This window comes from Chakrabartyella piscis, assembly GCA_030067835.1.
Taxonomy (GTDB): domain Bacteria; phylum Bacillota; class Clostridia; order Lachnospirales; family Anaerotignaceae; genus Chakrabartyella; species Chakrabartyella piscis.
In genome coordinates, this window is the sequence record CP092441.1 from 2,161,246 (window position 1) to 2,185,374 (window position 24,129).

The 24,129-nt window shown below is 38.0% G+C and carries 22 protein-coding genes and 1 other annotated feature; of the genes, 13 read left to right on the plus strand and 9 right to left on the minus strand.

Annotated elements, in window-relative coordinates:
* Positions 1-4: 4 nt before the first annotated feature.
* On the plus strand, positions 5-670 hold the full coding sequence (locus MJY40_RS09770) for a YjjG family noncanonical pyrimidine nucleotidase (protein WP_317854056.1): 666 nt from the start codon (positions 5-7) through the stop codon (positions 668-670).
* A gap of 40 nt (positions 671-710) precedes the next feature.
* On the opposite strand, the gene MJY40_RS09775 is transcribed toward MJY40_RS09770, so the two are convergent.
* Positions 711-965, minus strand: a complete 255-nt coding sequence (locus tag MJY40_RS09775) for a hypothetical protein (protein ID WP_317854057.1) — start codon at positions 963-965, stop codon at positions 711-713.
* 111 nt (positions 966-1,076) lie between these two features.
* Between MJY40_RS09775 and MJY40_RS09780 the strand changes: the two genes are divergently transcribed.
* The 4 genes from MJY40_RS09780 to ileS all read left to right on the plus strand — a co-directional run bounded on the left by MJY40_RS09780 (position 1,077) and on the right by ileS (position 5,776).
* Positions 1,077-1,298 (plus strand): helix-turn-helix domain-containing protein, encoded by a 222-nt coding sequence (locus MJY40_RS09780; protein WP_317854058.1) that lies wholly within the window; start codon positions 1,077-1,079, stop codon positions 1,296-1,298.
* A gap of 98 nt (positions 1,299-1,396) precedes the next feature.
* Positions 1,397-1,681, plus strand: a complete 285-nt coding sequence (locus MJY40_RS09785) for a helix-turn-helix domain-containing protein (protein WP_317854059.1) — start codon at positions 1,397-1,399, stop codon at positions 1,679-1,681.
* Complete coding sequence (locus MJY40_RS09790) at positions 1,641-1,928, plus strand: hypothetical protein (protein ID WP_317854060.1); 288 nt, start codon at positions 1,641-1,643, stop codon at positions 1,926-1,928. Before MJY40_RS09785 ends, MJY40_RS09790 begins: the two co-directional genes overlap by 41 nt.
* Before the next feature lie 410 nt (positions 1,929-2,338).
* Positions 2,339-2,578 (plus strand) — a binding site (T-box leader).
* 84 nt (positions 2,579-2,662) lie between these two features.
* Positions 2,663-5,776, plus strand: a complete 3,114-nt coding sequence (gene ileS, locus MJY40_RS09795; protein ID WP_317854061.1) for an isoleucine--tRNA ligase — start codon at positions 2,663-2,665, stop codon at positions 5,774-5,776.
* A gap of 154 nt (positions 5,777-5,930) precedes the next feature.
* On the opposite strand, the gene MJY40_RS09800 is transcribed toward ileS, so the two are convergent.
* Positions 5,931-6,386 carry a hypothetical protein gene (locus MJY40_RS09800; protein ID WP_317854062.1) on the minus strand — a complete coding sequence of 152 codons (456 nt, stop codon included), beginning with the start codon at positions 6,384-6,386 and terminating at the stop codon, positions 5,931-5,933.
* Positions 6,387-6,562: 176 nt separating this feature from the next.
* On the opposite strand from MJY40_RS09800, the gene MJY40_RS09805 reads away from it, so the two are divergent.
* From MJY40_RS09805 to MJY40_RS09820, 4 genes are all read left to right on the plus strand, one after another.
* Positions 6,563-7,246 (plus strand): response regulator transcription factor, encoded by a 684-nt coding sequence (locus MJY40_RS09805; protein WP_317854063.1) that lies wholly within the window; start codon positions 6,563-6,565, stop codon positions 7,244-7,246.
* On the plus strand, positions 7,247-8,617 hold the full coding sequence (locus MJY40_RS09810) for a sensor histidine kinase (protein ID WP_317854064.1): 1,371 nt from the start codon (positions 7,247-7,249) through the stop codon (positions 8,615-8,617). It begins immediately after the preceding gene.
* Between the two features lie 401 nt (positions 8,618-9,018).
* Positions 9,019-10,182, plus strand: coding sequence for an AI-2E family transporter (locus MJY40_RS09815; protein ID WP_317854065.1), 1,164 nt, complete (start codon positions 9,019-9,021; stop codon positions 10,180-10,182).
* A 21-nt stretch (positions 10,183-10,203) separates the two neighbouring features.
* Positions 10,204-11,085, plus strand: a complete 882-nt coding sequence (locus MJY40_RS09820) for a CPBP family intramembrane glutamic endopeptidase (RefSeq protein WP_317854066.1) — start codon at positions 10,204-10,206, stop codon at positions 11,083-11,085.
* 91 nt (positions 11,086-11,176) lie between these two features.
* On the opposite strand, the gene MJY40_RS09825 is transcribed toward MJY40_RS09820, so the two are convergent.
* From MJY40_RS09825 to MJY40_RS09835, 3 genes are all read right to left on the minus strand, one after another.
* Positions 11,177-11,623: a YaiI/YqxD family protein gene (locus tag MJY40_RS09825; protein WP_317854067.1), complete on the minus strand. Its 447-nt coding sequence runs from the start codon at positions 11,621-11,623 to the stop codon at positions 11,177-11,179.
* Positions 11,624-11,749: 126 nt separating this feature from the next.
* Positions 11,750-12,277, minus strand: a complete 528-nt coding sequence (locus MJY40_RS09830) for an NUDIX hydrolase (RefSeq protein WP_317854068.1) — start codon at positions 12,275-12,277, stop codon at positions 11,750-11,752.
* A 322-nt stretch (positions 12,278-12,599) separates the two neighbouring features.
* Entirely contained in the window at positions 12,600-13,796 is a 1,197-nt protein-coding gene (locus MJY40_RS09835; RefSeq protein WP_317854069.1) for a pyridoxal phosphate-dependent aminotransferase, read from the minus strand.
* A 339-nt stretch (positions 13,797-14,135) separates the two neighbouring features.
* Between MJY40_RS09835 and MJY40_RS09840 the strand changes: the two genes are divergently transcribed.
* Both MJY40_RS09840 and MJY40_RS09845 read left to right on the plus strand, forming a co-directional pair.
* Positions 14,136-14,714, plus strand: coding sequence for a stage II sporulation protein M (locus tag MJY40_RS09840; RefSeq protein WP_317854070.1), 579 nt, complete (start codon positions 14,136-14,138; stop codon positions 14,712-14,714).
* A 13-nt stretch (positions 14,715-14,727) separates the two neighbouring features.
* Complete coding sequence (locus MJY40_RS09845; protein WP_317854071.1) at positions 14,728-15,621, plus strand: tyrosine recombinase; 894 nt, start codon at positions 14,728-14,730, stop codon at positions 15,619-15,621.
* Between the two features lie 765 nt (positions 15,622-16,386).
* Here MJY40_RS09845 and trmB read toward each other — a convergent pair.
* On the minus strand, positions 16,387-17,025 hold the full coding sequence (gene trmB / locus MJY40_RS09850) for a tRNA (guanosine(46)-N7)-methyltransferase TrmB (protein WP_317854072.1): 639 nt from the start codon (positions 17,023-17,025) through the stop codon (positions 16,387-16,389).
* An 86-nt stretch (positions 17,026-17,111) separates the two neighbouring features.
* Positions 17,112-18,113, minus strand: a complete 1,002-nt coding sequence (locus MJY40_RS09855; RefSeq protein WP_317854073.1) for a hypothetical protein — start codon at positions 18,111-18,113, stop codon at positions 17,112-17,114.
* Between the two features lie 140 nt (positions 18,114-18,253).
* On the opposite strand from MJY40_RS09855, the gene MJY40_RS09860 reads away from it, so the two are divergent.
* Together MJY40_RS09860 and MJY40_RS09865 are read left to right on the plus strand one after the other, a co-directional pair.
* Positions 18,254-19,021 (plus strand): ABC transporter ATP-binding protein, encoded by a 768-nt coding sequence (locus tag MJY40_RS09860; RefSeq protein WP_317854074.1) that lies wholly within the window; start codon positions 18,254-18,256, stop codon positions 19,019-19,021.
* Positions 18,990-19,817: an ABC transporter permease gene (locus tag MJY40_RS09865; RefSeq protein ID WP_317854075.1), complete on the plus strand. Its 828-nt coding sequence runs from the start codon at positions 18,990-18,992 to the stop codon at positions 19,815-19,817. Before MJY40_RS09860 ends, MJY40_RS09865 begins: the two co-directional genes overlap by 32 nt.
* 749 nt (positions 19,818-20,566) lie before the next feature.
* On the opposite strand, the gene MJY40_RS09870 is transcribed toward MJY40_RS09865, so the two are convergent.
* Both MJY40_RS09870 and MJY40_RS09875 read right to left on the minus strand, forming a co-directional pair.
* Complete coding sequence (locus tag MJY40_RS09870; RefSeq protein WP_317854076.1) at positions 20,567-23,263, minus strand: ATP-binding cassette domain-containing protein; 2,697 nt, start codon at positions 23,261-23,263, stop codon at positions 20,567-20,569.
* A complete protein-coding gene (locus MJY40_RS09875; protein WP_317854077.1) occupies positions 23,236-24,123 on the minus strand; it encodes an energy-coupling factor transporter transmembrane component T in 888 nt (295 codons plus the stop codon). The genes MJY40_RS09870 and MJY40_RS09875 overlap by 28 nt, the downstream gene beginning before the upstream one ends.
* Between the last annotated feature and the right edge of the window lie 6 nt (positions 24,124-24,129).

The window sequence follows — 24,129 nt, forward strand, 5'->3', positions numbered from 1 at the left end:
GCTTTTGGACTTGGATCGTACTTTGTTGGATTTTGATGCATCTGAAGCAAATGGATTGACACATTGTTTTGCTGAAATTGGTGTACCACTGACAGAAGAAATTCGTAATTTTTATATTGCTCGCAACCATGCTTTGTGGGGTGCATTTGAAAAGGGTGAAATCCCAAGGGATGAAATTTTTGCACACAGATTCCACGATACCTTTCTTCATTTTGGCATTGACGCAGATGGTGATGCAATGGAAGTTGCTTACCGAAAAGCACTTTCCACCGGTGCCGATTTGATGCCATATGCAATTGAGGCAATGGATCGACTTGTTACAAAATATGATTTGTATGCTGCAACCAATGGCGTTGGTTCCACACAAGTGAGACGTGTTCAGGATTCTGGTTTGAAACCATATTTCAAAGATGTATTCATTTCTGAAGAAGTGGGTGCTCAAAAGCCAGAACTTGCGTTTTTCAACCATTGTTTTAGCCACATTCCTAACTTTGTGAAAGAAGATGCACTTATGATTGGTGATTCGTTGCCTTCTGATATCCAAGGTGGTATTTTGGCTGGAATTGATACTTGTTGGTTCAATTTCCATAAGGAAGAAAATAAAACACCATATCAACCGACTTATGAGGTTTGTGGGTTGTTGGAATTGTGTGAATTGTTGGATGTTTGAAAAAAGATGCTTGCGGGATGGGAAATCCATCCCCTACGATTTATTTGTCAAATATTCTTTGTATCATTCGTACCATTACATAAAACAATTCTTTCAATAACCAAATACTCAAAAATGCAATATGACTTTCCAATATGGAATATTCTCCTATATAGGCATCATCTTGCAAAACAATTCTCTTTTTCTTTCCACATCCTTCACAAATACCTAATGTATTGGAACATATAAAATGTTTACGCTGTTCTGTCCTACCGTAATTTTCTTTCCAACATTTTACACAATAATCTTTTCTCATGATAAACCCCTTTCTCACCTCTAATGCTATTCATCACTATTTTACTATCATTCAATAGTAAAACCAATACTATTATTCGATAGTACATATACTGGTGTTGAGGTGATTTTTATGTACTATCCACGTTTGAAAGATTTACGAAATGACCATGATTTGGTACAAAAAGAAGTTGCGCATCATTTGGGTATAGACCAACGTGTTTATAGCAACTACGAAATAGGCAAACGAGAAATACCTGCTCATTTGATTGTAGCTTTGGCAGATTTCTATAATACTTCCACTGATTATATTTTAGGTAGAACCAATCATTCTGCCCCATGCAAAAATAAATAGTCATTTGCATAGTACTTAATAGTACTGTATAGAATAGAATAACACCACTTTATAGTAACGTCAATAGTATTGATATGTACTACGAAAGGAGTGTTATTGTGTTGTTTCAAAGATTGCGTGATTTACGAGAAGATAGAGATTTGTTACAAAAAGACATTGCTGAATATTTGATGATTACCCAAACGGTTTATTCCAGATATGAAAGAGGTTTTCAAGTGATTCCTGTCATTCATTTGTTGAAACTTGCTGATTTCTATAATACTTCCACTGATTATATTTTAGGTAGAACCAATATCTCTAAGCCATATCCAAAAAACAAAAATAATTTTACAGGTGATGCTGATGTATGCAAAACGAAAACCCTTGCGTCTCAAAGAATATGATTATAGCCAAAATGGTGCCTATTTTATCACCATTTGTTCTTATGACAAAAAACCAATATTTGGTGAAATTCATGAAGAAATCACTGATACTGTAGAGCAAGGACTCACCGCCAAAGATATGGCGGTCACCGTAGGTGATTTTGCTTGCAAAATGATGATCTCTACTCTTGCCGCTTATCCCCTATTGGCTCTATTGTTGACTTCGAAATCAAAGAATTACAACAACGATTTCCACAAATATCTTTAGACCATTACGTCATTATGCCAAATCATGTACATTTACTCATTTCTATTGTTGGAGAAAGGCAAGAGCAGAGCCCTTGCCCTACAACTAATGATGGTGGTGACAATATAATAAATCTTCATCCTACAATTGGTGATATCATTTGTGTGTTGAAATCCATATCCACAAAAAAAGCAAACCAAATGGATGAAACAAAAAGTAGAAAAATTTGGCAATTTCGATTTCATGATCATGTGATTCGCAACCACAAGTCCTATTTGGAAATCTGGCAATACATTGATACCAATGAAGCAAAATGGAAAGAAGATAAATTTTATATAAAATAACCATGTATTATAAAAATACAAAAAACATACAAATAATCTCTTTACAACCCCCAGAATGCAAGGTATAATACTGGAGTATGAATTATATCATCTGCAATGACGGAGACAGTATTCCTTATATATCTGAATTCAGAGAGCTGGAGCAAGGTGGAATCCCAGCATCAGAAAAAGTGAAGAACATCCCTCCTAAGCAACAGACCGAACAACTTTTGTTCAGTAGGCTCTGTCGTATGTCTGCGTTAAAGACCTGTATCCTATTTTGGATGCAATGAGTGGACAGTTTTGGCTGTCAAATCAGGTGGTACCACGAATCCTTTCGTCCTGTGTGGGGGCAAAGGGTTTTTTTTATGTCAAAAATTGAAAACCCACAAGTATTCAATGGAAATTATATGATTAAGGAGGATTGGAACAATGTATAACAAAGTCCCAACCAACATGAACTTCGTGGAACGTGAAGTCCAAGTTGAAAAACAATGGAAAGACAATGATATCTTTGGAAAAAGTATCAAAGCCAGAGAAGGTGCACCTGTATTTACCTTCTATGATGGACCACCAACTGCTAATGGTAAACCACATATCGGTCATATCATCACAAGAGCGGTAAAAGATATCATCCCTCGTTACAAAACCATGAAAGGCTACAAAGTTCTGAGAAAAGCTGGATGGGATACCCACGGTTTGCCTGTAGAATTGGAAGTTGAAAAGTCTTTGGGTCTTGATGGCAAAGAACAAATCGAAGGTTATGGCGTAGAACCTTTCATCGCAAAATGTAAAGAAAGCGTTTGGACCTACGAAAAAGAATGGCGTGCAATGAGTGATCGTGTTGGCTTCTGGGCTGATATGGATCATCCTTATGTAACATACCACAATGATTATATTGAATCTGAATGGTGGGCGCTCAAAAAAATCTGGGACAAAGATCTTCTTTACAAAGGCCATAAAGTTGTTCCTTATTGCCCACGTTGTGGAACTGCTTTGTCCTCTCATGAAGTGGCACAAGGCTACAAAGATGTAGAAGAAATGTCTGCAATTGCAAAATTCAAGGTAGAAGGCAAAGACAACGAATATTTCCTTGCTTGGACAACCACTCCTTGGACATTGCCATCTAACGTGGCTTTGACTGTAAATGCAAAAGAAACTTATGCAAAAGTTAAATATCAAGATTATGTTGCTATTTTGGCAGAAGCTCTTCTTGATGATGTTTTGGGTGAAGGCACATACGAAGTTATGGAAACTATGGATGGTGCAGCTCTTGAATACATGAGATATGAACCACTCTTCCCATTCCTCGAAGCTGACGAAAAAGCATATATCGTAACATGTGACCCTTATGTAACATTGACAGATGGTACTGGTGTGGTTCATAGTGCTGGTGCTTTTGGTGAAGATGATGCTCGTGTTTGTAACAAATACGGTGTTCCTTTCCATCAATATGTAGATAGCCAAGGTAACATGACTGCTGAAACTGGTCCATTTGCTGGTATGTTTGTCAAAGCTGCTGATCCAAAAGTTTTGGAATATATGGAAGAAAACGGTTCCTTGTTCAAAGCAATCCCATTCTCCCATAACTATCCATTCTGTTGGAGATGTGACACACCTTTGATCTACTATGCAAGAAGCACTTGGTTCATCAAAATGACAGCTGTTCGTGACCAATTGGTTGCAAACACAAAATCCGTTAACTGGTACCCAGAAAACATCAGAGATGGTCGTATGGGTAACTTCGTTGAAAACGTAATTGACTGGGGTATTTCCCGTGAAAGATACTGGGGTACACCACTTCCAATCTGGGAATGTGGATGTGGTCATAGACATACAATCGGTAGCATTGCAGAGCTGAAAGAAATGTCTCCTGATTGCCCAGATGAAATCGAACTTCACAAACCTTTCATTGATGCAGTTCACTTGAATTGTCCTGAATGTGGCGGTTTGATGACTCGTGTTCCAGAAGTTATTGACTGTTGGTTCGATAGTGGTTCCATGCCATTTGCACAACTCCACTATCCATTTGAAAACGAAGATGTCTTCAACGAAAACTTCCCTGCTGACTTCATCAGTGAAGCAGTTGACCAAACTCGTGGTTGGTTCTACACTTTGCTTGCTATTGGTACATTGATCTTTGACAAATCTCCATTCAAAAACTGTATTGTTTTGGGTCACGTACAAGACAAACATGGTCAAAAAATGAGTAAACACAAAGGTAACGTTGTCAATCCTTGGGATGCTTTGGACAAACAAGGTGCTGACGCTGTTCGTTGGTACTTCTATGCAAACTCTGCTCCTTGGTTGCCAAGTAGATACTATGACGAAGCGGTTTCTGAACTCCAAAGAAAATTCATGGGTACTTTGTGGAACACATATGCATTCTACATCCTCTATGCAGATATCGATGGATTCAATCCAAACAACTACACATTGGATTATGACCAATTGCCTCCAATGGACAAATGGATTCTTTCCAAATTGCAAACATTGAACCTCTTTGTAGATGATTGTTTGAACACTTACAAATTGACAGAACCTGCTCGTGCAATGGCTGAATTTGTAGACGATTTGTCCAACTGGTATGTACGTCGTAGTCGTGAACGTTTCTGGGCTGAAGGTATGGAACAAGACAAAATCAATGCTTACATGACATTGTTCACTGTTTTGGATACTCTCACAAAACTCACTGCTCCATTTACACCATTCATTGCTGAAGAAATCTATGGCAACTTGGTGAAACAAGTGACTCCAGATGCAGAAGAAAGTGTTCACCTTTGCGATTGGCCAGAATACCACGCTGATTGGGTGGATGCAGATTTGGAAACCAACATGGACTTCGTTTTGAAAGTGGTTGTAGAAGGACGTTCTGCAAGAAACACTGCTGGTACAAAAAATCGTCAACCTTTGGCGATGATGTATGTAAAAGCAGGTCAATCTTTGCCAGAATCCTACTGCAATATCGTAACAGACGAATTGAATGTAAAAGCAATCACCTTTACAGATGATGTGGAAGCATTCACAACATATAATTTCAAACCACAACTTCGTACTTTGGGTAAAAAATACGGTAAATTGGTGCCTGCTATTGGAGCTGCTTTGAAAGAAGTAGATGGTACAGAATTTATGGCTACCCTTCGTGCAGATGGCAAAGCAACTCTTTCCATCGAAGGCGAAGAAGTTGTTTTGGAAATGGATGATGTATTGGTAGAAACATCTGAAAAAGGTGGTTTCGTATCCAGTGGCGATTCCAATTTGACTGTTGTTTTGGATACCAACTTGACAGAAGAATTGATTGAAGAAGGCTTTGTTCGTGAATTGGTGAGCAAAATCCAAACCATGCGTAAAGAAGCTGATTTCAATGTAACTGACCGTATCCGTGTTTATCACACAGGTAATGATAAAGTTGCAGCAGTCTTTGCAGCAAATGACATTTCTGCTGATGTTTTGGCAGAAGAAGTTGTTGCTGGTGCTGGTGGTGAATATTCCAAAGAATGGAATGTCAATGGCGAAAAAGTTACACTTGGTGTAAGTAGAGTTTAACTTAGTCAACACCGCACAACCCTCAAATTTTGCAATCAGGGTTGTGCGGAATTGCCTTTACAACATAAAAATGGCGATACCTATAGAAATATGGGTATCGCTTTTTGTTATGCCTGAAAATGGGAGGATATAGAATTCTCCCTACAAACAATACTTATAAACTTTCTGTTTCTTCTCGATTTCTGTTCTTTTGACCAACTTTCGTTGCTTTTTCTGCAATCTTTGATTCCAAAGCCAAACTTTTAGATTCCAGATTTGCCAGTGCTTCTTCTAAGGTAATCCCTTTTTCTGCTAATCTAGCACCCAAACCTTTGGATTCCCACTTTTCCAATGCTTCTTCCAAAGTCATACCTTTTTCTGCCAATTTAGCTTCCAAGTCTTCCATTTTTGTTTTGGCTTCTTGTAAGGTTATGCTCTTTGCTTCTAAGTTTGCAAGTGCTTCCTCTAAGGTAAGTCCCTTTTCAGCCAATCCAGCAGAAACTTCCTCTTTGGAAAATTCAGGTGTTCTTGTACCATCTTCTCCTACTGTTGCTGCAAATGCCTGTGTGCTCATAGATACAATGAGCATTGCTCCTACCATCATAGATGTTACCATTCTTTTTTTCAACATATACATTCTCCTTTCGTTCAGGGATGTGGATTATTTTTGTTTTCCCTGTAACCAAAGTATATAACATATGCCAGTGGAAAATCATCGGTTGAAAATAGGCAAACTATAGGCAAAATTGAAAATGCACTTTTCTTCCAGATATTCCTATGCTAAAATACCACCATGAGGTGATGAATATGCAAACTATATATGTAGCAGATGATGAAAAAAGTATTCGAGACATCATCAGTGGATTTTTGAAAAACAGTGGTTATATTGTGGAAACCTTTCCAACTGGAGATGCGTTGTTATCTGCTTTTGAGATAAACCCTTCTGATATGGTGATTTTAGATGTGATGATGCCCGGTACAGATGGCATTACCCTTTGTTCTACCATTAGAGAAAAACACAATGTACCCATTGTCATTGTTTCTGCAAAGGATACAGAACTGGATCGCATCACAGGAATCACCATGGGTGCTGATGATTATTTGGTGAAACCATTTGCACCTATGGAATTGGTGGTGCGTGTCAAATCTATTTTCAGACGTATGGCAATCAGTGAGCAAACAGCAAAAAAAGAAACTTTGTCCTATGGAAATATACTATTGGATGTGGCTTACAAAACCTGTACAGCCAAAGGTGAAACCTTAGATTTGACACCCACAGAATTTGCACTGATGGTATATCTATTTGAACACTCTGACAAAGCAGTTTCCCGAGAAGAAATCCTCAAAAACGTCTGGAAATTTGACTTTGAAACAGATACCAAAGCCTGTGATGATGTATTGAAGCGATTGCGTAAAAAACTCATCAAAACCAATGTACGTATTGTTTCTGTTTGGGGATTTGGATTCAAATTGGAATTGGAGGAGATGTAAATGGTTTCCATTCAAAATAAAATATCTAAGCCATTTTTTATATTGATTATTGCCATCCCTTTATCTATTTTTATATTGTTCAATTTATTGGTTTATACCTATACCTATATGGAGTCCAAAGCCAATTTAGAAGAAGCAGGCATACTTTTGGAGCAAAGCATTCAAAGTAATCAATCACAGTCTTCTATCAAAGCAAAAAATAATGAAATTGGATTGATGCAACTTTCCATGAGCAGCAGCAAGCTAGAAAATACAGAACTTCTTATTTTTGATCAATTGGGTCAGCTCAGTGATTTGAAAGAATATGATTTGGATTTTTTAGATGATGCAATTTTAGAAAAAGCATACGCCAAAACCAGCTTAGAAGCAGGTGCCATTTCCTTTTCACAAGGATTTCAAAACTATCATGCAATGCAAATTGATGTGGGTAACAAACTTACAGTTGATAAAGTAGTGTACATCACTTCTGGACAAATTTCTTCTAGTTTTATATTGGCACTCAACGGAATTTTGTTCTTGGTATCCCTTGTGGTTTTGAGTGTTTTTCTACCACTTTCTCGTAAAATTTCTACACAAATCACCAAACCCATCACAGATATTGTCTCTACTTTAGATGCATATCAAGCCAATGAATTGGTACTATTACCCGAAAACAAAAGTAGTCTGGAAATCCATATCCTAACCCAAAAAATCAACGAATTGAACCGTAGCATTTATCAATACAACAATGCACAAAAAACCTTTTTACACAATGCTTCCCATGAATTGCGTACACCTCTTATGAATATACAAGGTTATGCAGATGGGATTGCAATGGGTATTTTTGAGGATGCAAAAGGCACTGCACACCTGATTTCTGACCAAACCAAACATTTGACCTCTTTGGTAGATGGTTTGCTCACTTTGGCAAGGGTTGAAGGTTTTGATAAAAAGAAACGTCTATCCAAACAAAACATAGGCGATTTTCTAAATGAATTTTTATCTTCTTATGCTGGATATGCACAAACGCAAAACATTCACGTATCCCTATCCATTGCTGAAAATGCATATTGCTTGGCAAATGAAGAGCTGCTCAGTGGAGCCATTGGCAATGTTATGTCCAATGCCATTCGCTATGCAAAAAAAGAGGTTTCACTTTCTTTGCACAAAACCAGAAACAAAATGATGCTCAAAATAAAAGATGATGGTGATGGTATTTCTAATATCAATCAAATTTTTGAACGATTTCAAAAAGGAAAAGGTGGTAATTTTGGATTGGGATTATCCATTGCCAAAACCTCTGTAGAAATGATGAATGGAACCTTAACTGCATATAATGATGATGGTGCTGTATTTGAAATTACGCTACCTTTGGCTTCCGATTTGATATAATTTGGAATAACCACCATAAAATAAAGGTATACTATTATATATCGTTCAGACTGTCAAAAAACCAAGAATTTTCTTTTGGTTTTAGCGTCGCAGACTTTCATCCGCAGAACGGGCTTTGCTCGTTCGAGGAAAAATGGCGGTTTCAAGCCATTTATGGTGATGGAACCGATCATTTTCACCTCTGACTACAACTTGAAATCCTGATTTCAAGTTAGCGTGTCGGCTTTTTCGACACGCAGAAAGGTATACTATTGTATGCCTTTGTTTTGTGTTTGCATCTTCACATCATTTGTAAAATTCTACAAAATATTGCTAAATTTTATGTTTCTTATAGAATTTCTATTCATTTCATAGTATGATAATAGAAACATCACTTTTATCTCGTTATAAGGAGTTATCATATGAAAAAGTTCGATTTTAAAAAAATAGATACCCAATATACAAAAATTGGTTTTTATATCTTCCTTGTTGCAGCAGCTGTTATTTTATTTGAAAAAGTAGTTGGTAATCTTCCTGATTTGAGTGAAAAAACCACTGCTTTTCTACAAGCATCTGCTCGCATTGGTTCTCCTTTTATCATTGGATTTGCATTGGCATATTTGCTGAATCCTTCTATGAAATTTTTTGAACGCAATCTTTTGAAAATACATCCTATTTTGCATCATCACAGAAAACCGGTTCGTTCTTTTTGTATTTTGTTGAACTATTTGATCTTCTTTGGAGGTATCACTTGGATTATCCTCTATTTGGTACCTGAATTAAAGGATTCCTTCTTAACATTTATTCCACAATTGCCAACATATGTGGAGGATTTGAGTTATACCATTTCTCATTTCTTTGATCAAATTGATTTTATTGACTCTAAGGATGTGGAGTCCACTTTGGCATACATCTTCAGTCCTTTGTTCAATGCATTTGAAAATTTGCCAACTTTGGTTTCTGGTATTTTGACCAACTTATATTCTGTGGGTAAAATCACATTTGATGTGATTATGGCAATCTTCATTTCTTTCTATATGTTGTTGGAAAAAGAACTCTTTGCCAAACAAGGTAAAAAAATTGTAATGGCACTGACTTCTCGTGAAAAATCTGGTCATATTTTGCATACCATTGGACGTATCAATATCATCTTTCAAAAATTCATTGTTGGAAAAGCATTTGATTCTTTGATTGTTTGGCTGATTTGTCTTGTGGGTTTCACATTGCTCAATGTACCTTATACCCTTGTGTTCAGTTTGATTCTAGGTGTCACCAATATGATTCCATACTTCGGTCCTTTTATTGGTGCAATTCCTGTTTGTTTGATTATCCTTTTGATCAACCCCGTCACTGCAATTTGGGTCATTATTTTCGTTATCATTTTGCAACAATTTGATGGATACTATCTTGGACCAAAAATCCTTGGTGATTCTTTGGATTTGAGCCCAATTTGGATTATTCTTGCTGTTGTTTTGGGTGGTTCCCTTGGTGGTGCTGTTGGTATGTTCTTGGGTGTACCAATTTTGGCAACTGTCAAAATGTTCTTTAGCGAATACATCACAAAAAAATACAACGAAAAATATTGATTCATCCTTAGGAGGCAACACATGAACCCAGTCAAACAAACGAACCGCTTTGCATTGATCTACTTCCTTATTTTCATTGGATTTGGATATGTATTTTATTTGTTTCCATTTGTAGAATCTCTCTCTTTCAATGGACAAAATATATTTGCACAGGTGATATACTCTATTTTACCAATACTGTTTTATTTTTTGGTGACTCGTAAAAATCCATTGACCATATTGCGTATCCATAAATTATCATGGAAAAATGTGGTTTTGGTCAGTCTATTTGCCATTGTTGTGCAACCTTTTATGGCACTGCTTTCATTTTTGGCATCTTTGGTGTTTCCAAATCTTGTCAATGAAGCTTTTATGAGCTTAGAAAACGAAAGTCTATGGAGTACTTTGGTTGCAATGGCAATTTTACCTGCAATTTTGGAAGAATTGTTGGTGCGTGGTATTTTCTTATCTGGCTATCAAATGTTAGGACGCAAACGAGCCATTTTTTGTAGTGCGTTGTTGTTTGGTATGCTGCATATGAATCCACAACAGTTCTTCTATGCATTTATAGCTGGTTTATTCTTTTGTTTTTTGGTGGAGCGTAGTGGTTCTATTTTTGCTTCCATTATCCCCCACTTTATCATCAATGGAACCAATGTATCCACATACTTTATTTCCCAAAGTTCCATTGCAGAAACAACAGAATCTGCCATTGAGTTTACCAATATGGACTTTTTCATTTATTCCCTTGGTAGCTTTATGATTTCATTGCCATTTTTGGTTGGTGTTTTGTATTTGTTTGTGCGTAACAATCCACCAAGACTGGATATTCCAAAAGAATACCGTGAAAAGTTCTTCACTGTGCCTATGTATTTGATTTTTCTTTTGACATTCTTTTATGGTGTATTACCATTTATCTTTTGAAACAAAAAAAAATAGCGTAGCAACCAACGTTACTACACCATTCTATTTCGCTTATTTGGAGTCACATGCTGATGTGATTCCTTTTTTATGTTTATTTTTCTTGTTGCAAAACTCGTTCCAATGCATTTTGGAATGCTTCGTCATTTTCTTTGGTTCTTTTGGCGATGCGACCACTTCTACCCTTTTTCTGTCTACGCATTTCCCTAGATAAATGACGTTCAAACAACATACGATCTATATTTTCAGGGGTATAGAAAAATCCATTGTGATGCAGTGTTGTAGCACCCTTTGCCAATAACAAAGTAGCCAGTCCATAATCTCCAGTGACTGCAACATCACCTTTTTGTGTCAAATTTGCAATCTTCAAATCTGCACTATCAGAGCCTTTGTCTACTGTTGTAACATGTACAAATGGTTCTGCATAGTACAAGACATGGGCTGAATCTGTCACCATTTCCACAGAAACATCGTATTTTTTTGCCAAATAAACAATGATTTCCTTCACTGGACAAGCATCTGCATCCACTAATATTTTCATAGGTTTTCCTTTCTAACAGAACGGGCGGACACACAGTCATCATTTTGCAAGCAAAATCACCTGCGGTGACCACCATATCTTTGGCGGTGAGAAGTCCGCCCCTACAATATCATGTTTAGTTGTGTATTACAGTCTACTTTTGTATGCGAAAATTGCCAAAATGGTTTTGCCATCTTTGATTTGTCCATTTGTAATCATAGAAAGGGCTTCTTCCAAGGTGTAGGTCTCGATTTCCACAAATTCATCAGCATCCAAGTGTTGCACGCCTTCTGTCAAATCAGAAGCAATGTACATATGGATTCTTTCATCACAAAAACCAACAGTTGGATACATTTCGCAAAGATACTCAACTTTGCCACCTTTGAAGCCAGTTTCTTCTTCCAATTCACGTAAAACACCTTCTTCTGGTGTTTCACCATCTTCCAAAATACCAGCTGGAATTTCCAACATCATTTCTGCATAAGCATGACGATATTGACGTACAAAAAGCAACTTACCATCAGGCATAATGGGAAGCACTGCACCAGCACTTGCACCACGAATCACTGTTTCACGATAGGTGGTTTTGCCATTTGGCAATGTAATTTCATCCACTGTCACACGTACAATCTTTCCAACATGGGTACATTCGCTGTTTACCACTTCATAAGCCAAAGAAAACACCTCTTTCTATATTAGACAAAGTTACAACTAAACTTAATGAGACCTAATATACATGACATATCTTAATTATGTAGGGAATGCATTGTATGCATTCTACTTTCGGTACGCATACAATGCGTACCCTACAATATATAAAAACTCTTTTATCTTTAATTGGGACTATACAAACAATTTAAGCGAAACAACGGGTGGATATAGAATCCACCCCTACATTTAGTGATATTGGATGAATATGAAATTCACCATCCCTACATAGCATTTGGTTTTGTAGGGGATGGCGTCCCCGACATCCCGAAAATTTTGAGTGAATGGTTTACACCAATTCAGAAACCATTTCTGCAATACGATCCATACCTTTTGCAATGAGTTCCATGCTGGTTGCATAGGAAAGACGGATATAATCAGGCATACCAAAGTCTGCACAAGGTACAACTGCAACGTATTTTTCATCCAACAAAATGGAAGCAAAGTCAGCTGCAGATTGAATTTCATTTGCACCATGTTTTTTACCATATGTACCAGTTACATTCACAAAGAGATAGAAAGCACCTTGTGGTTCCAAAGCAGAAATCATTGGAATTGCTTCTTCTCTTTCGTAGATGTAATTTCTTCTTTTTTTGAATTCCACACACATTTCTTTGACACAATCTTGAGGACCATTGAGAGCTGCCAAAGTTGCTGCTTGTGCAATGGAATTTGGATTGGATGCCATATGGGATTGCAAAGAAGACATAAGTTTTGCCACTTCCAAGGGAGCTGCTGCAAAACCAATTCTCCAACCAGTCATAGCATAGCTTTTGGAAACACCATTGATGACAATGGTTCTATCATAAATTTCTTTGCCCAAGGATGCGATACTGATGTGTTTCAACTCATCATCATAAATGAGTTTTTCATAGATTTCATCGGAAACCACAAAGATATCTTTTTCCACAGCAAAATCTGCAACCATTTGCAAATCTTCCAAAGAAGAAACCATACCTGTTGGGTTAGATGGACTTGTCAAAACAACTGCTTTTGTTTTTTCAGTATATGCAGCAGTGAGTTCTTCTTTGACCAACATAAATTTATTTTCTTTTTTGGTTTGTACCACAACTGGAACACCACCAGCAATGCGAACCATTTCAGAATAGCTCAGCCAAAAAGGTGCTGGAATGATTACTTCGTCACCTTCGTTTAGAATTGCCATAAATGTGTTGATCAAAGAGTGTTTGGCACCATTGCTGATGACGATTTGTGCTGGTGTATAGTCCAAATCATTGTCTCTTTTGAATTTATCACACACAGCTTGACGAAGTACTGGTGTACCAGAACCTGCTGTGTATCTGGTTTCCCCATTATTGATGGCAGCAATACCAGCTGCACGAATATGTTCTGGTGTATCAAAATCAGGTTCACCAACGCCAAAAGTGATGATGTCTTTGCCTTCTGCTTTCAGTTGACCTGCTTTTGCAGAAATTGCCAATGTACTAGATGGTTTGATGCTTGAAGCTCTTTCAGATAATTTCATATTGACACCTCGTTTGATATATTTTATTTACAATAACATTCTTTTTTATTTTAGCTGTTTCTACATAAAAACACAAGAGTTTTTGTGGATATTGAAAGATAATTGAAAAATCAAAGATTCTTCGTCACATTGTTCCTCTGAATGACAAAATATAACCCCATAACAAGAATACATCATGCCAAATGCAACACAAATCACTGACACTATAAAAGTAAAAATCTACATGTAGAGATATCTTCACAAAACCACTACCCAATCTGAAAACATCGTGGTAAACTATCATAAACGATACCTACACGCATATCCTTGTACTAGGACAAGAAGGGATGTGCAGATGTTATGGTACAAAAAAAACTACGAAAATCATATACCCAGATGCTGAAGTTACTTTATTCCGTTTGTGGCATTTTTTTGTGTGGCATTGCCATTGGTGCTGTTTTTGCCAATTATGTTGGCATTGGTTGGCTATCGGATATGGGTGTTATTTTGGAAGAAGGCACCGAAACAGGAACTTTGCAGTCCTATGGTGAAATTTTCTGGAAATATGGCAAATACCAGCTGCTCATTTGGCTTGGTGGCTGGAGACCCATTGGTATGGTGGTTTCTGGTTCTGCTTTTTTGTTTCGTGGCATTTCCTTGGGGTTTTGCTCTGCTATGATACTTTTGACCTATGGTGTTGGTGGTATTTGGCTTGTGATTGTGTCCTATTTGCCACAAAATTTGATTTTGATTCCTGCTTATATTGCTATGATGTGTGTTGCCATTTTCTATACAACAAAATTGAGCAGAAACACTACAATCCACAAACGAAAGCAAACCATCAATGGCACACATATGGAATACATTCTATTGCTTTTGCTATCCTTTATACCCATTGCAATTGGTGTTGGCATTGAACGTCTGCTTTGCTGTAACTAAAAGAGGTGAATTTATGAAAGAAAGTATCCAAACCTATTTGGAATATCGAAAAGTGAAGAAAAAAATTTCTTTGAATACATGGCTATCCTACGAACGTGACTTGCGTGGTTTTGCAGAATATTTGGAAAAACTAGGCATTTTTCGTGTGTCGCAAATCAACCAAACCAATATTTTGGCATATGTATATCAGCTAGAAAAAGCTGGTAAATCCATGTCCACTGTGCAAAGAACCCTTGTTTCTTTACGTGGATACTTTGCCTATTTGGTACAATTTGGTGTGTTGCAAGAAAATCCCATAGAAGATGTGGAATTGACAAAGGTACAAAAAAAGAAACCTGTCATTTTATCCATAGAGCATATAGAACAACTGCTTCTGCAACCAGATTTATCTGATGCAAAGGGTTTGCGTGACAAAGCCATTATGGAGCTATTGTATGCAACTGGCATTCGTGTTTCTGAGCTAATTCTATTGGAAGTGCAGGATGTAAACCTGTTGCTGTCCTATGTACGTTGCAAACCAAAGGGTACCACCTTCAAAGAACGTACCATACCCATTGGCGCAGAAGCAAAAACTGCTTTGGAACAATATGAAACCCTAGGACGCATCCAACTGGTCAAAGAAGAACGTCAAAAATGTCTATTTCTCAATCGTAGAGGGGAACCATTGACACGCCAAGGAATTTGGAAGTTGATGAAAGCATATGGTGTCGAAGCTGGCATAAAAGAAGAAGTGACACCCCATTCTTTGCGACATTCCTTTGCAGCACATATGATTGCAAATGGTGCTGATGTGCAAACGGTGCAAGAATTGATGGGACATACAGACCTTGCTTCCACACAGATTTATGTGCAAACAGAACATCCCAAAACACGTCAGGTGTATACCAATACGCATCCAAGAGCATGAAAATAACATTATGTGTATTGATTTTCATAACGATTATGCTTATAATCTGTAGTATCGTTTGTTTTGTAGGGGTGACGTTTCGTCACCCGTTGGAATGTTTGTGAATTAATATTAGGTAGGAATTTATTCACGTTTTAAAGCATTCAGACCTTACTTTTTGACACTAAAAAGTAACAAAAAGTGCCACTACTTCCGAAGCGTGGAGCACGGTTCAAGGAGGCTGCGACTCCTCGAAACTCCTTTGCAAGGTGGAATAGAGGTGGCTATTGCTATAATTTATGGCTTGAGCGTACTTCCTTCATGGCTAGAGACGCTTATTGAAACTTTTACTAGTAATAATTGAGAGGGTTCCACTTTGCAAGCAAAGGTTGAATGGAACCTAAAAAAAGCATTTATTTACATCTTACTTTGGTTTTGAAGCAGTAATCAAGAGGTGAGGGGCTTGTCACTCACGGTCTAATCGTAGGATTTAATTTTCTATACATCCGTCTATCGGGGGGATATATAAGGGGGTCTTGACCACCTTATAGCGTGGCTCCACGCCTTCGAAAAGAGTGGCACTTTTGGGGTACCTTTTGGTGTCAAAAGGTACGGTCTATAAGTCTTTAACATTTGAATAAATTAAAGGATTGAATTATTATATTTATCTTCTTGCTTCACTACACATTATATAAATACTCTTCACATTTACCAATGTAACTTCATACAAAAAACGATACACCGAGTTCAACCTTGATGTATCGTTTCTTTTTATTTATTTCGTTTTTATTTGGTTTCGTATCTTGCTTCCAAACGATAAATTGGCATACCTGCTGCAGAGAATTTCTCTTCATATTCTGTCATAATATTGCCCTCATAGTCACTATTGTGCAAATCCAAGGAAATGTTGGACATCTTCCAATCATCGGCACAGAATTCATTCAAAGAAAACTCAAACAAATCACGATTGTCTGTTTTGAAGAAAATTTCTGCATTTTGACCCATTACTTCACGATAGCTTTTCAAGAAATCACGATAGGTCAATCTACGTTTGTACATACGTTTCTTAGGCCATGGATCGCTGAAGTTGAGGTACAATCTTTGGAATTCACCCACTTCAAACAATTCTGATAAATTTCTTGCATTTTCCCAAACCAAAGCCACATTGGGTAACTCCGCTTCCACTTTTCTGGCAGCAACTGCAACCACCGCTTGTTGACGTTCAATTCCAATATAATTCACATCAGGATAAGCCTTTGCATTTTTGGTGATGAATCCACCTTTGCCACAGCCCACTTCCACATAGATGGGATTGTCATTGCCAAATAATTCTGACCATCTGCCTTTGTACTCCACTGCATCGTTGATGACTTTGCTATTGTTTTCTATTTCCGCTTCTGTCCAAGCTCTTTTTCGAATACGCATATCTTTCTCCTTCTATTGGTACACAATACTTTCTTAATGATATCATACTATAGAAGAAGATGTATTGGCAATATGAAATTTTTCAATTATGCCATTTCCTGTGTATTCATTTCCAATTCCATCATCCAATAACCAAAATCCTGATTTTCTGGTTGCCAAAAATAGGTGAATCCAAAGAAATGAGCCATATCTTCATCTTCCAATTTTGCTGGTACACCCAAAAGCCACTCATCTGGATACCAAAGGAAACCACCATATTTTTTCATTGCCAACAAGAAAAAGAGTTCATTTCGCCAAGACAATGGTACTCCTTCCAATAGAATCGCTTCTTCCAAACCTATGTATTGCACTTCTGGTACTGGTTCTTCTTCTGGAATTTCTGGCGTGATTTCTGGCTCTGACATTTCTTCTTCTGCAACAGATTCCAATACTTCTTCTGTTTTTTGCACCTTTCCTGCTCTTTCAATTTGCTCCATTTCCTTGGTAGAAAAGATGCCTGCTTCTTGAAGTTCTGCCAATTCTGCTTTGAATTTGCTGAGCAACCCTCTAAAATTGCCATGATAATCAGGATTTTGCATTTGTACTACCGCTTCTGCTGCTTGTAATGTTGTCTCTTCCATAATGACTTCTTCTATCACTGGTTGTTCCACTTGCTTTGCTATCGGTTGCTTGCGTTGGTTCAAAAATTCTTGTTTCCACTGTACTGCATCCCCAATATAGCCACACATAGGAACCAATATATTTTCTTTCTGTTCCACCAAAATAGCAACTGTATGAATATCCTCCAAAACCATACCACCCACTTCTATTGTTTCAGGTGAAAAGGTCCAAGATAAAGTACCACGTCCATTTTCTTCCACCAAAAGTGTCCCACATAAAAAATCCTTTTGCTTGCATCCCAAACCACCCAACAAATATACCTGATATCCTTCTTGACACTGCAACCCTTGAACTTGGATGGTTAAATAGCCCAATCCATTTTTCAATTCCAGAATACAACTACCCCAAGGTGCCCTATGTCCAATGCCAAAACCAGCTTGTTCTTGACGTAGCATAATAAATATTTTTTCATATCGTCTATTGTACATGATATCGCTCCTTTTTGTGTTCTTGTCCACTGATATAATCTATGTTTCAAATCATAAAAAAGAACTAAATTTGGAAAAGCACTTATGTCTGAAACAACCATATACTGATTTTATAGCGATTGCAAAAGGAGGACGTTACCATGCGTACCATCGTATCTTTGGAGGATGTGAGCCTTCATTATCATAGCAAAAATGGCGAAACACCAGCTGTTTCCCATCTCAATTTGGAAGTTTTTCAAGGTGAATTTTTGAGCATTGTAGGACCTAGTGGTTGTGGCAAATCATCTCTATTATCCATGTTATCTGGGTTGTTGAAGCCTTCTTCTGGCACCATTTCCATTGATGGTGAAATTGGATATATGTTGCAAAAGGATCATCTCTTAGAGTGGCGTACCGTCAAAGAAAATGCACTTTTGGGTCTGGAAATCAAAGGGATGTTGACCCCTGAAAACACCTCTTATGTGGAGCATTTATTGGAACAATATGGTCTTGGTGCATTTATGGAGCAGTATCCAAGCCAACTTTCTGGTGGTATGCGTCAACGTGTGGCATTGATTCGAACCCTTGCCATACATCCAGATATTTTGTTGTTGGATGAACCCTTTTCAGCACTGGATTATCAAACACGCTTGACTGTTTCTGATGAAATCGGTTCCATCATACGCAAAGAGAAGAAAACTGCCATTTTGGTTAGCCACGATATTTCCGAAGCCATCAGTTTATCTGACCGTGTGGTGGTGTTTTCTGCCAGACCTGCAACCATCAAAAACATCCATACCATCGAGCTTTCTATTGGGGAACACAGCCCCATGCAAACCAGAGAAGCACCAGAATTTAGAGAGTATTTCAACCGTATTTGGAAGGAGTTGGATATCCATGTGGAATCAGAAAAAACCACCACAAGTTGATATTTCCAAAGAGCAATCCTTGTTTTTGGATAGAATTGAAAAGCGTAAACATCGTATTTTGTGGATTCAAATTGCACTTTTGGTTTCCTTTTTTGTGTTATGGGAAGTTGCTGCTATCTGTAGGTGGATTGATCCATTTATTTTCAGTCAACCTACAAGAATGTTCCAATCTGCCATAGCCATGATCCAAGATGGCACTTTGTTTTATCATGTATTCACCACACTTTGGGAAACTGTAGTTGGCTTTTTATTGGGTACTCTTTTGGGTACTTTGATTGCAGTGCTTCTGTGGTGGAATCCATTTGTCTGTGATGTTTTGGAACCATATCTGGTGGTGCTCAATGCATTGCCTAAAACTGCTTTGGCACCCATCATCATTGTTTGGATTGGAAACAACCAAAAATCCATTATTGCTGTGGCACTCTTCACTTCTGTCATTGTCACCATTATGAATGTGCTGACTGGTTTTCTACAAATTGACCAAGAGAAAATCAAGCTGATCCAAGTCTTTGGTGGCTCTAAGATGCAAACTCTCAAAAAAGTGGTGTTTCCAGCAAACATCCCTTGTATTTTGAATGCTTTGAAAATCAATGTGGGTTTATCCTTCGTGGGTGTCATTGTTGGTGAATTTTTGGTGGCACAAGCTGGACTTGGATTCCTCATTGTCTATGGAAGTCAGGTATTCAAATTGGATTGGGTGATGCTCAGTGTCATTGTGTTGGCAATTTTGGCAGCTTGTATGTACCAAAGCATTGCATTATTTGAGAAATTTTTATTACGCAAACGCCATTTGTAATACACTAACTTGAAATCAGGATTTCAAGTTCTAGGCAGCGGTAAAAAAGACGATTTCCTCGCACAAGTGATTCTTTGATCACCTAGAAATCGCTTTTTGTCCCATTCACCGCAAGAATGCGGGCAGCGTAAGCTGACTTTGCAAGGCAAAGTGATGACCCTGACGAAATGCGATTCTGGTCAGTATTTTGCTACGCAAAACGGCTTTGCCGTCGGATTTCTTTCCGATACGTTCTGCGGATTAAAGTCTGCGACGCTTAAAATCCTAAAAACAATTCAAACAAAAAAAAATCCCATACCAAAGGGCACAGGATTTCTTTCTTCATAAATTTATTTTTTCCTTTTCTGATTCATGTTGCTCTGTCTTACACAACGGGCGGACACACAGGTACCCCCTACAGAAACTCCATAGCATACGCTTTTGAACCAGTAATTAAGAGGTGAGGGGCTTGTCACTCACGGTCTAATCGTAGGGTTTATGCCACTAGCCATCTGTCTGTCGGGGGTATTTTTAAGGACTCACCGCCAAAGATATGGCGGTCACCGTAGGTGATTTTGCTTGCAAAATGATGACCCGTCGGGTTAAGACCCTCTTAAATCGGGGCTCCACGCCTTCGCAAAGAGTGGCACTTTTGGGGTACCTTTTGGTGTCAAAAGGTACGGTCTAAAAGGCTCTAACATTTGAATAAATTAAAAACTAAAATTTTGCCACTCAATTTCCTGCTTCACTACACATTATATAAATAATCTTCACTCCAATAAACCATATTTCACCTTGATGCGATCCAAATTCTCAAGCATAGGCTCTGATAGCACCATCAAAAAGAAAATTGTAGAAACTGCATGTAACATATTAAAAGGAATCCCCATCAACAGGCTTGCAAAAAACACATCTGGATTCCAAACACTTTGATACATGAAATAAGAGCCAGCATCTATGATACCACCATAAATGACAAAAGTTGCAACACCTCCAAAGATTGCCAAGGAAAGGGGGTTTCTGGAAATCCAACCTTTGCGAAACAAAATTCCAGCCAAAAAACCAATGATGCCAAATGCAAACATCTGCCACGGTGTCCAAGGTCCTTGACCAAAAAACATATTGGAAGCAAAAGCTGTGATGGCACCCACCAAAAAGCCCACTTCCCCACCAAATGCAATACCTGAAAGAATCACCAATGCCACCACTGGTTTGAATTGTGGCAACATAAAGAAAGCACTTCTACCAGCAACACCAATTGCACACAACACTGCAATGACCACCAATTCACGTGCTTGTGGCTTTCTATCTTCAAAAATCAGAACAAATGGAAGCATGGTTTCCAAAATAATGAGCAGTGCAATGAAATAATATTTGCGACTGCCAAAAAAATAAGTTCCTACATAGATAGTCAGTGGTATCAGTAGCAAAATCATAGCCATTGCCACCTTGGTTCGTTTGGAAAGAATGCGTTTTTCTACTGGCATCTGTTCATAGGTGGATTTTGCTGGCATATCCATAAAATTGACAAATAGACCCACCACCGATAAAACAATACACCCCAAATACAAAAGATATCTGCCCATATATGGTGTATCCAAAAATTCACCACGTCCAAATAAATGAAAATTGCTTGCAAGCTCTGTGCCTGTATCGCCACCAATGAGCAATGTCAAACCCAATAGTATCAAAGAACAAATTCCCAACCAATGTTTCTTTTTTGTAGATTTTTTCATTTGTATTTCTGGTGTTTGTGATGGTTTTGATTGGATATTCAATGGGATGTTGGGTATTTGCACTTCTTCTACAATACCACCACAACTGACAATCACATCTTCTGCTGTCACTGCATTTGACAACAGGTGTCTCGACATACGGTTTGCTGCTGTGGTATAAAATCCATTGCCACTGAAGAATCCTTGTGGTGTGCCTTTTGTGACAATTTTGCCATCAAACACCATTGCACAACGTTCTGCATAGGTTGCACAAAATTCAATGTCATGACTGACCATCACAATTGTGATCCCTCTTTGTAACAAAGTTTGTAGAATGCCTGCAAATGTTTTTTTGAAGGCTGCATCCATACCTTTTGTCGGCTCATCCAACAATAGGATTTTTGCATCCAAAAGCAGCACTTTTGCCAAAGCCAAACGTTGTTGTTCCCCACCAGACAGATCATATGGATGTTGGTTTTGCACTTGTTCCAATCCACAAAGTTGCACCACATCTGCAATGGTTTTTTTTGCTTCTTCTGATGAAATTTGCTTCTGTTTCATTACTTCCCATAAGTCCAATTCCACTGTTTTCTTCACAAACAGGCTTTGTGGATTTTGTGGCAACACTGCGAATAAGTTGCCAAATCGTTCTGTATCTGAAATTTCAGTTGCAGACTTGCCTTCTATTTGCAAAGTACCTCGATATGGTTTTTGTAAGCCAGATAGCAATGATAAGATTGTGGTTTTGCCTGTTCCATTGCCACCGAGAAGTGCCAAGAATTCACCTTGATATATGGTCAAATCCAAGCCTCGTATCACATCTTCTGCATCTGCTTCGTATCGAAACCAAGCTTCTTTCATTTCTATCAAAGGATTCTGTTTTTCTGGTACTGGTTTCATGGGTACTGGTTGCAATTCTGTTGTTTTGGCATAGTCAGACAGCCAATTTCTACCATCACGTATGGTAATGGGGCATTGCAATTCATTTGGCACTGCTCCATAAATCCACATAGGAGTTGGCATTGCAGAAAACATAGGATGTTTCTCTTTTGCCAAATATTCGCCTACAGTAGATGGGGTATTATCTGCTATGATTTTGCCTGATTCCATCACCAAAAGTCTATCTGTAAGTGGCAATACTTCCTCAATCCTATGTTCTGTCAAAATGATGGTGGTGCCCAATTCACGATTGATTTTGCCAATGGTTGCCAAAAAGTCTGCTGCTGCAATGGGGTCTAATTGGCTTGTCGGCTCATCCAAAATCAAAACCTCTGGTTGCATTGCCATGATGGATGCCAAATTGAGTAGTTGTTTCTGACCACCTGACAATTCAGATGTTTTTTTATGAAACCAGTTTTGGATACCAAAAAATGAAGCCATTTCTGCCACACGTAATCGAATTGTTGGTGTATCCAAGCCTAGGCTTTCCAAACCAAAAGCCAATTCATGCCACACTTTATCTGTCACAATTTGATTATCTGGTGATTGCAATACAAATCCAATTTGCGTACTTTGTTCTCTTTGGTTCATGGAAAAAATATCGTTTCCATCATATAAAATGCTTCCACTTCTTTGTCCATGTGGTGAAAGTATGGGTTTTAGTTGACGCAACAAAGTGGTTTTGCCACAACCAGACAAACCACATAAAACCACAAATTCACCTTGTGTGATTTCCAAGTTGATTTCTTGCAGAACCTTTTTATCTTGCTCTGGATAAGAAAAACTCAAGTCCTTGATTGTGTACGTTGCCATGCTTTCACCTCCTTTTTCTCAATGTAGATTGGTGTTGCACACAAAGCCACATAAGCCATCCACAATGCCACTGTATCTGTGCCCAAATGCATTTGCAATGTTGGGAAATAGCGATAGGAAAAGCCACCCATTACACCACCCAAACCAATACAAACACCCAAAGATACCAACCATATCATAACCTTTGTGTCACGACTTTCCCATGTATAAATAGAAAAAGCTGATCGTTTCGGTAGCCCATATCCTCTACTTTTCATACTATCTGCTGTTTCAATTGCGTTTTCCAATGACCAAGTGACCATACTGGATAAAATGGTCATACCACATTTGGCTCTTGACCACAAACTGCCATTTGCCACATCATAACCCATACCCTTTTGTGCATTGACAACCAATTTCATTTGTGTTTGGAACTTTGGTACAAATCGCAATACCATAGAAATCAACAAAGATAAAGCTGGTATCATTTTACCAAATAAAAAAATGAATTTATCAGAAGTCATCACTTCGTTGTAGCAAACAAACCACATACAAACAGAAACCAACAAAATTCCAGTTGCCAAACCATACAAAATGGATTCCAAAGTCAATGGATTTCCACTTGGTAAATAGGTCAAAATGGTCATTCCTTCATGGTTGAAAGCAGGATTTACCAAAGCTGCAATCAACAACATTGGCAACAATACGCATAAGAAAAAACCTTTGATTTTGTTACCCTTTAGATACACTGCATAGGTCAAAGACACACCAAAAGAAATACCCAAACACACAGGATGCAACAACACCATGGAACAAATGAGCACCAAAAGAAAATACACAAAATTCACCATTGGATGATAGTTTGCAAATGTATTTTTCATTGTCAC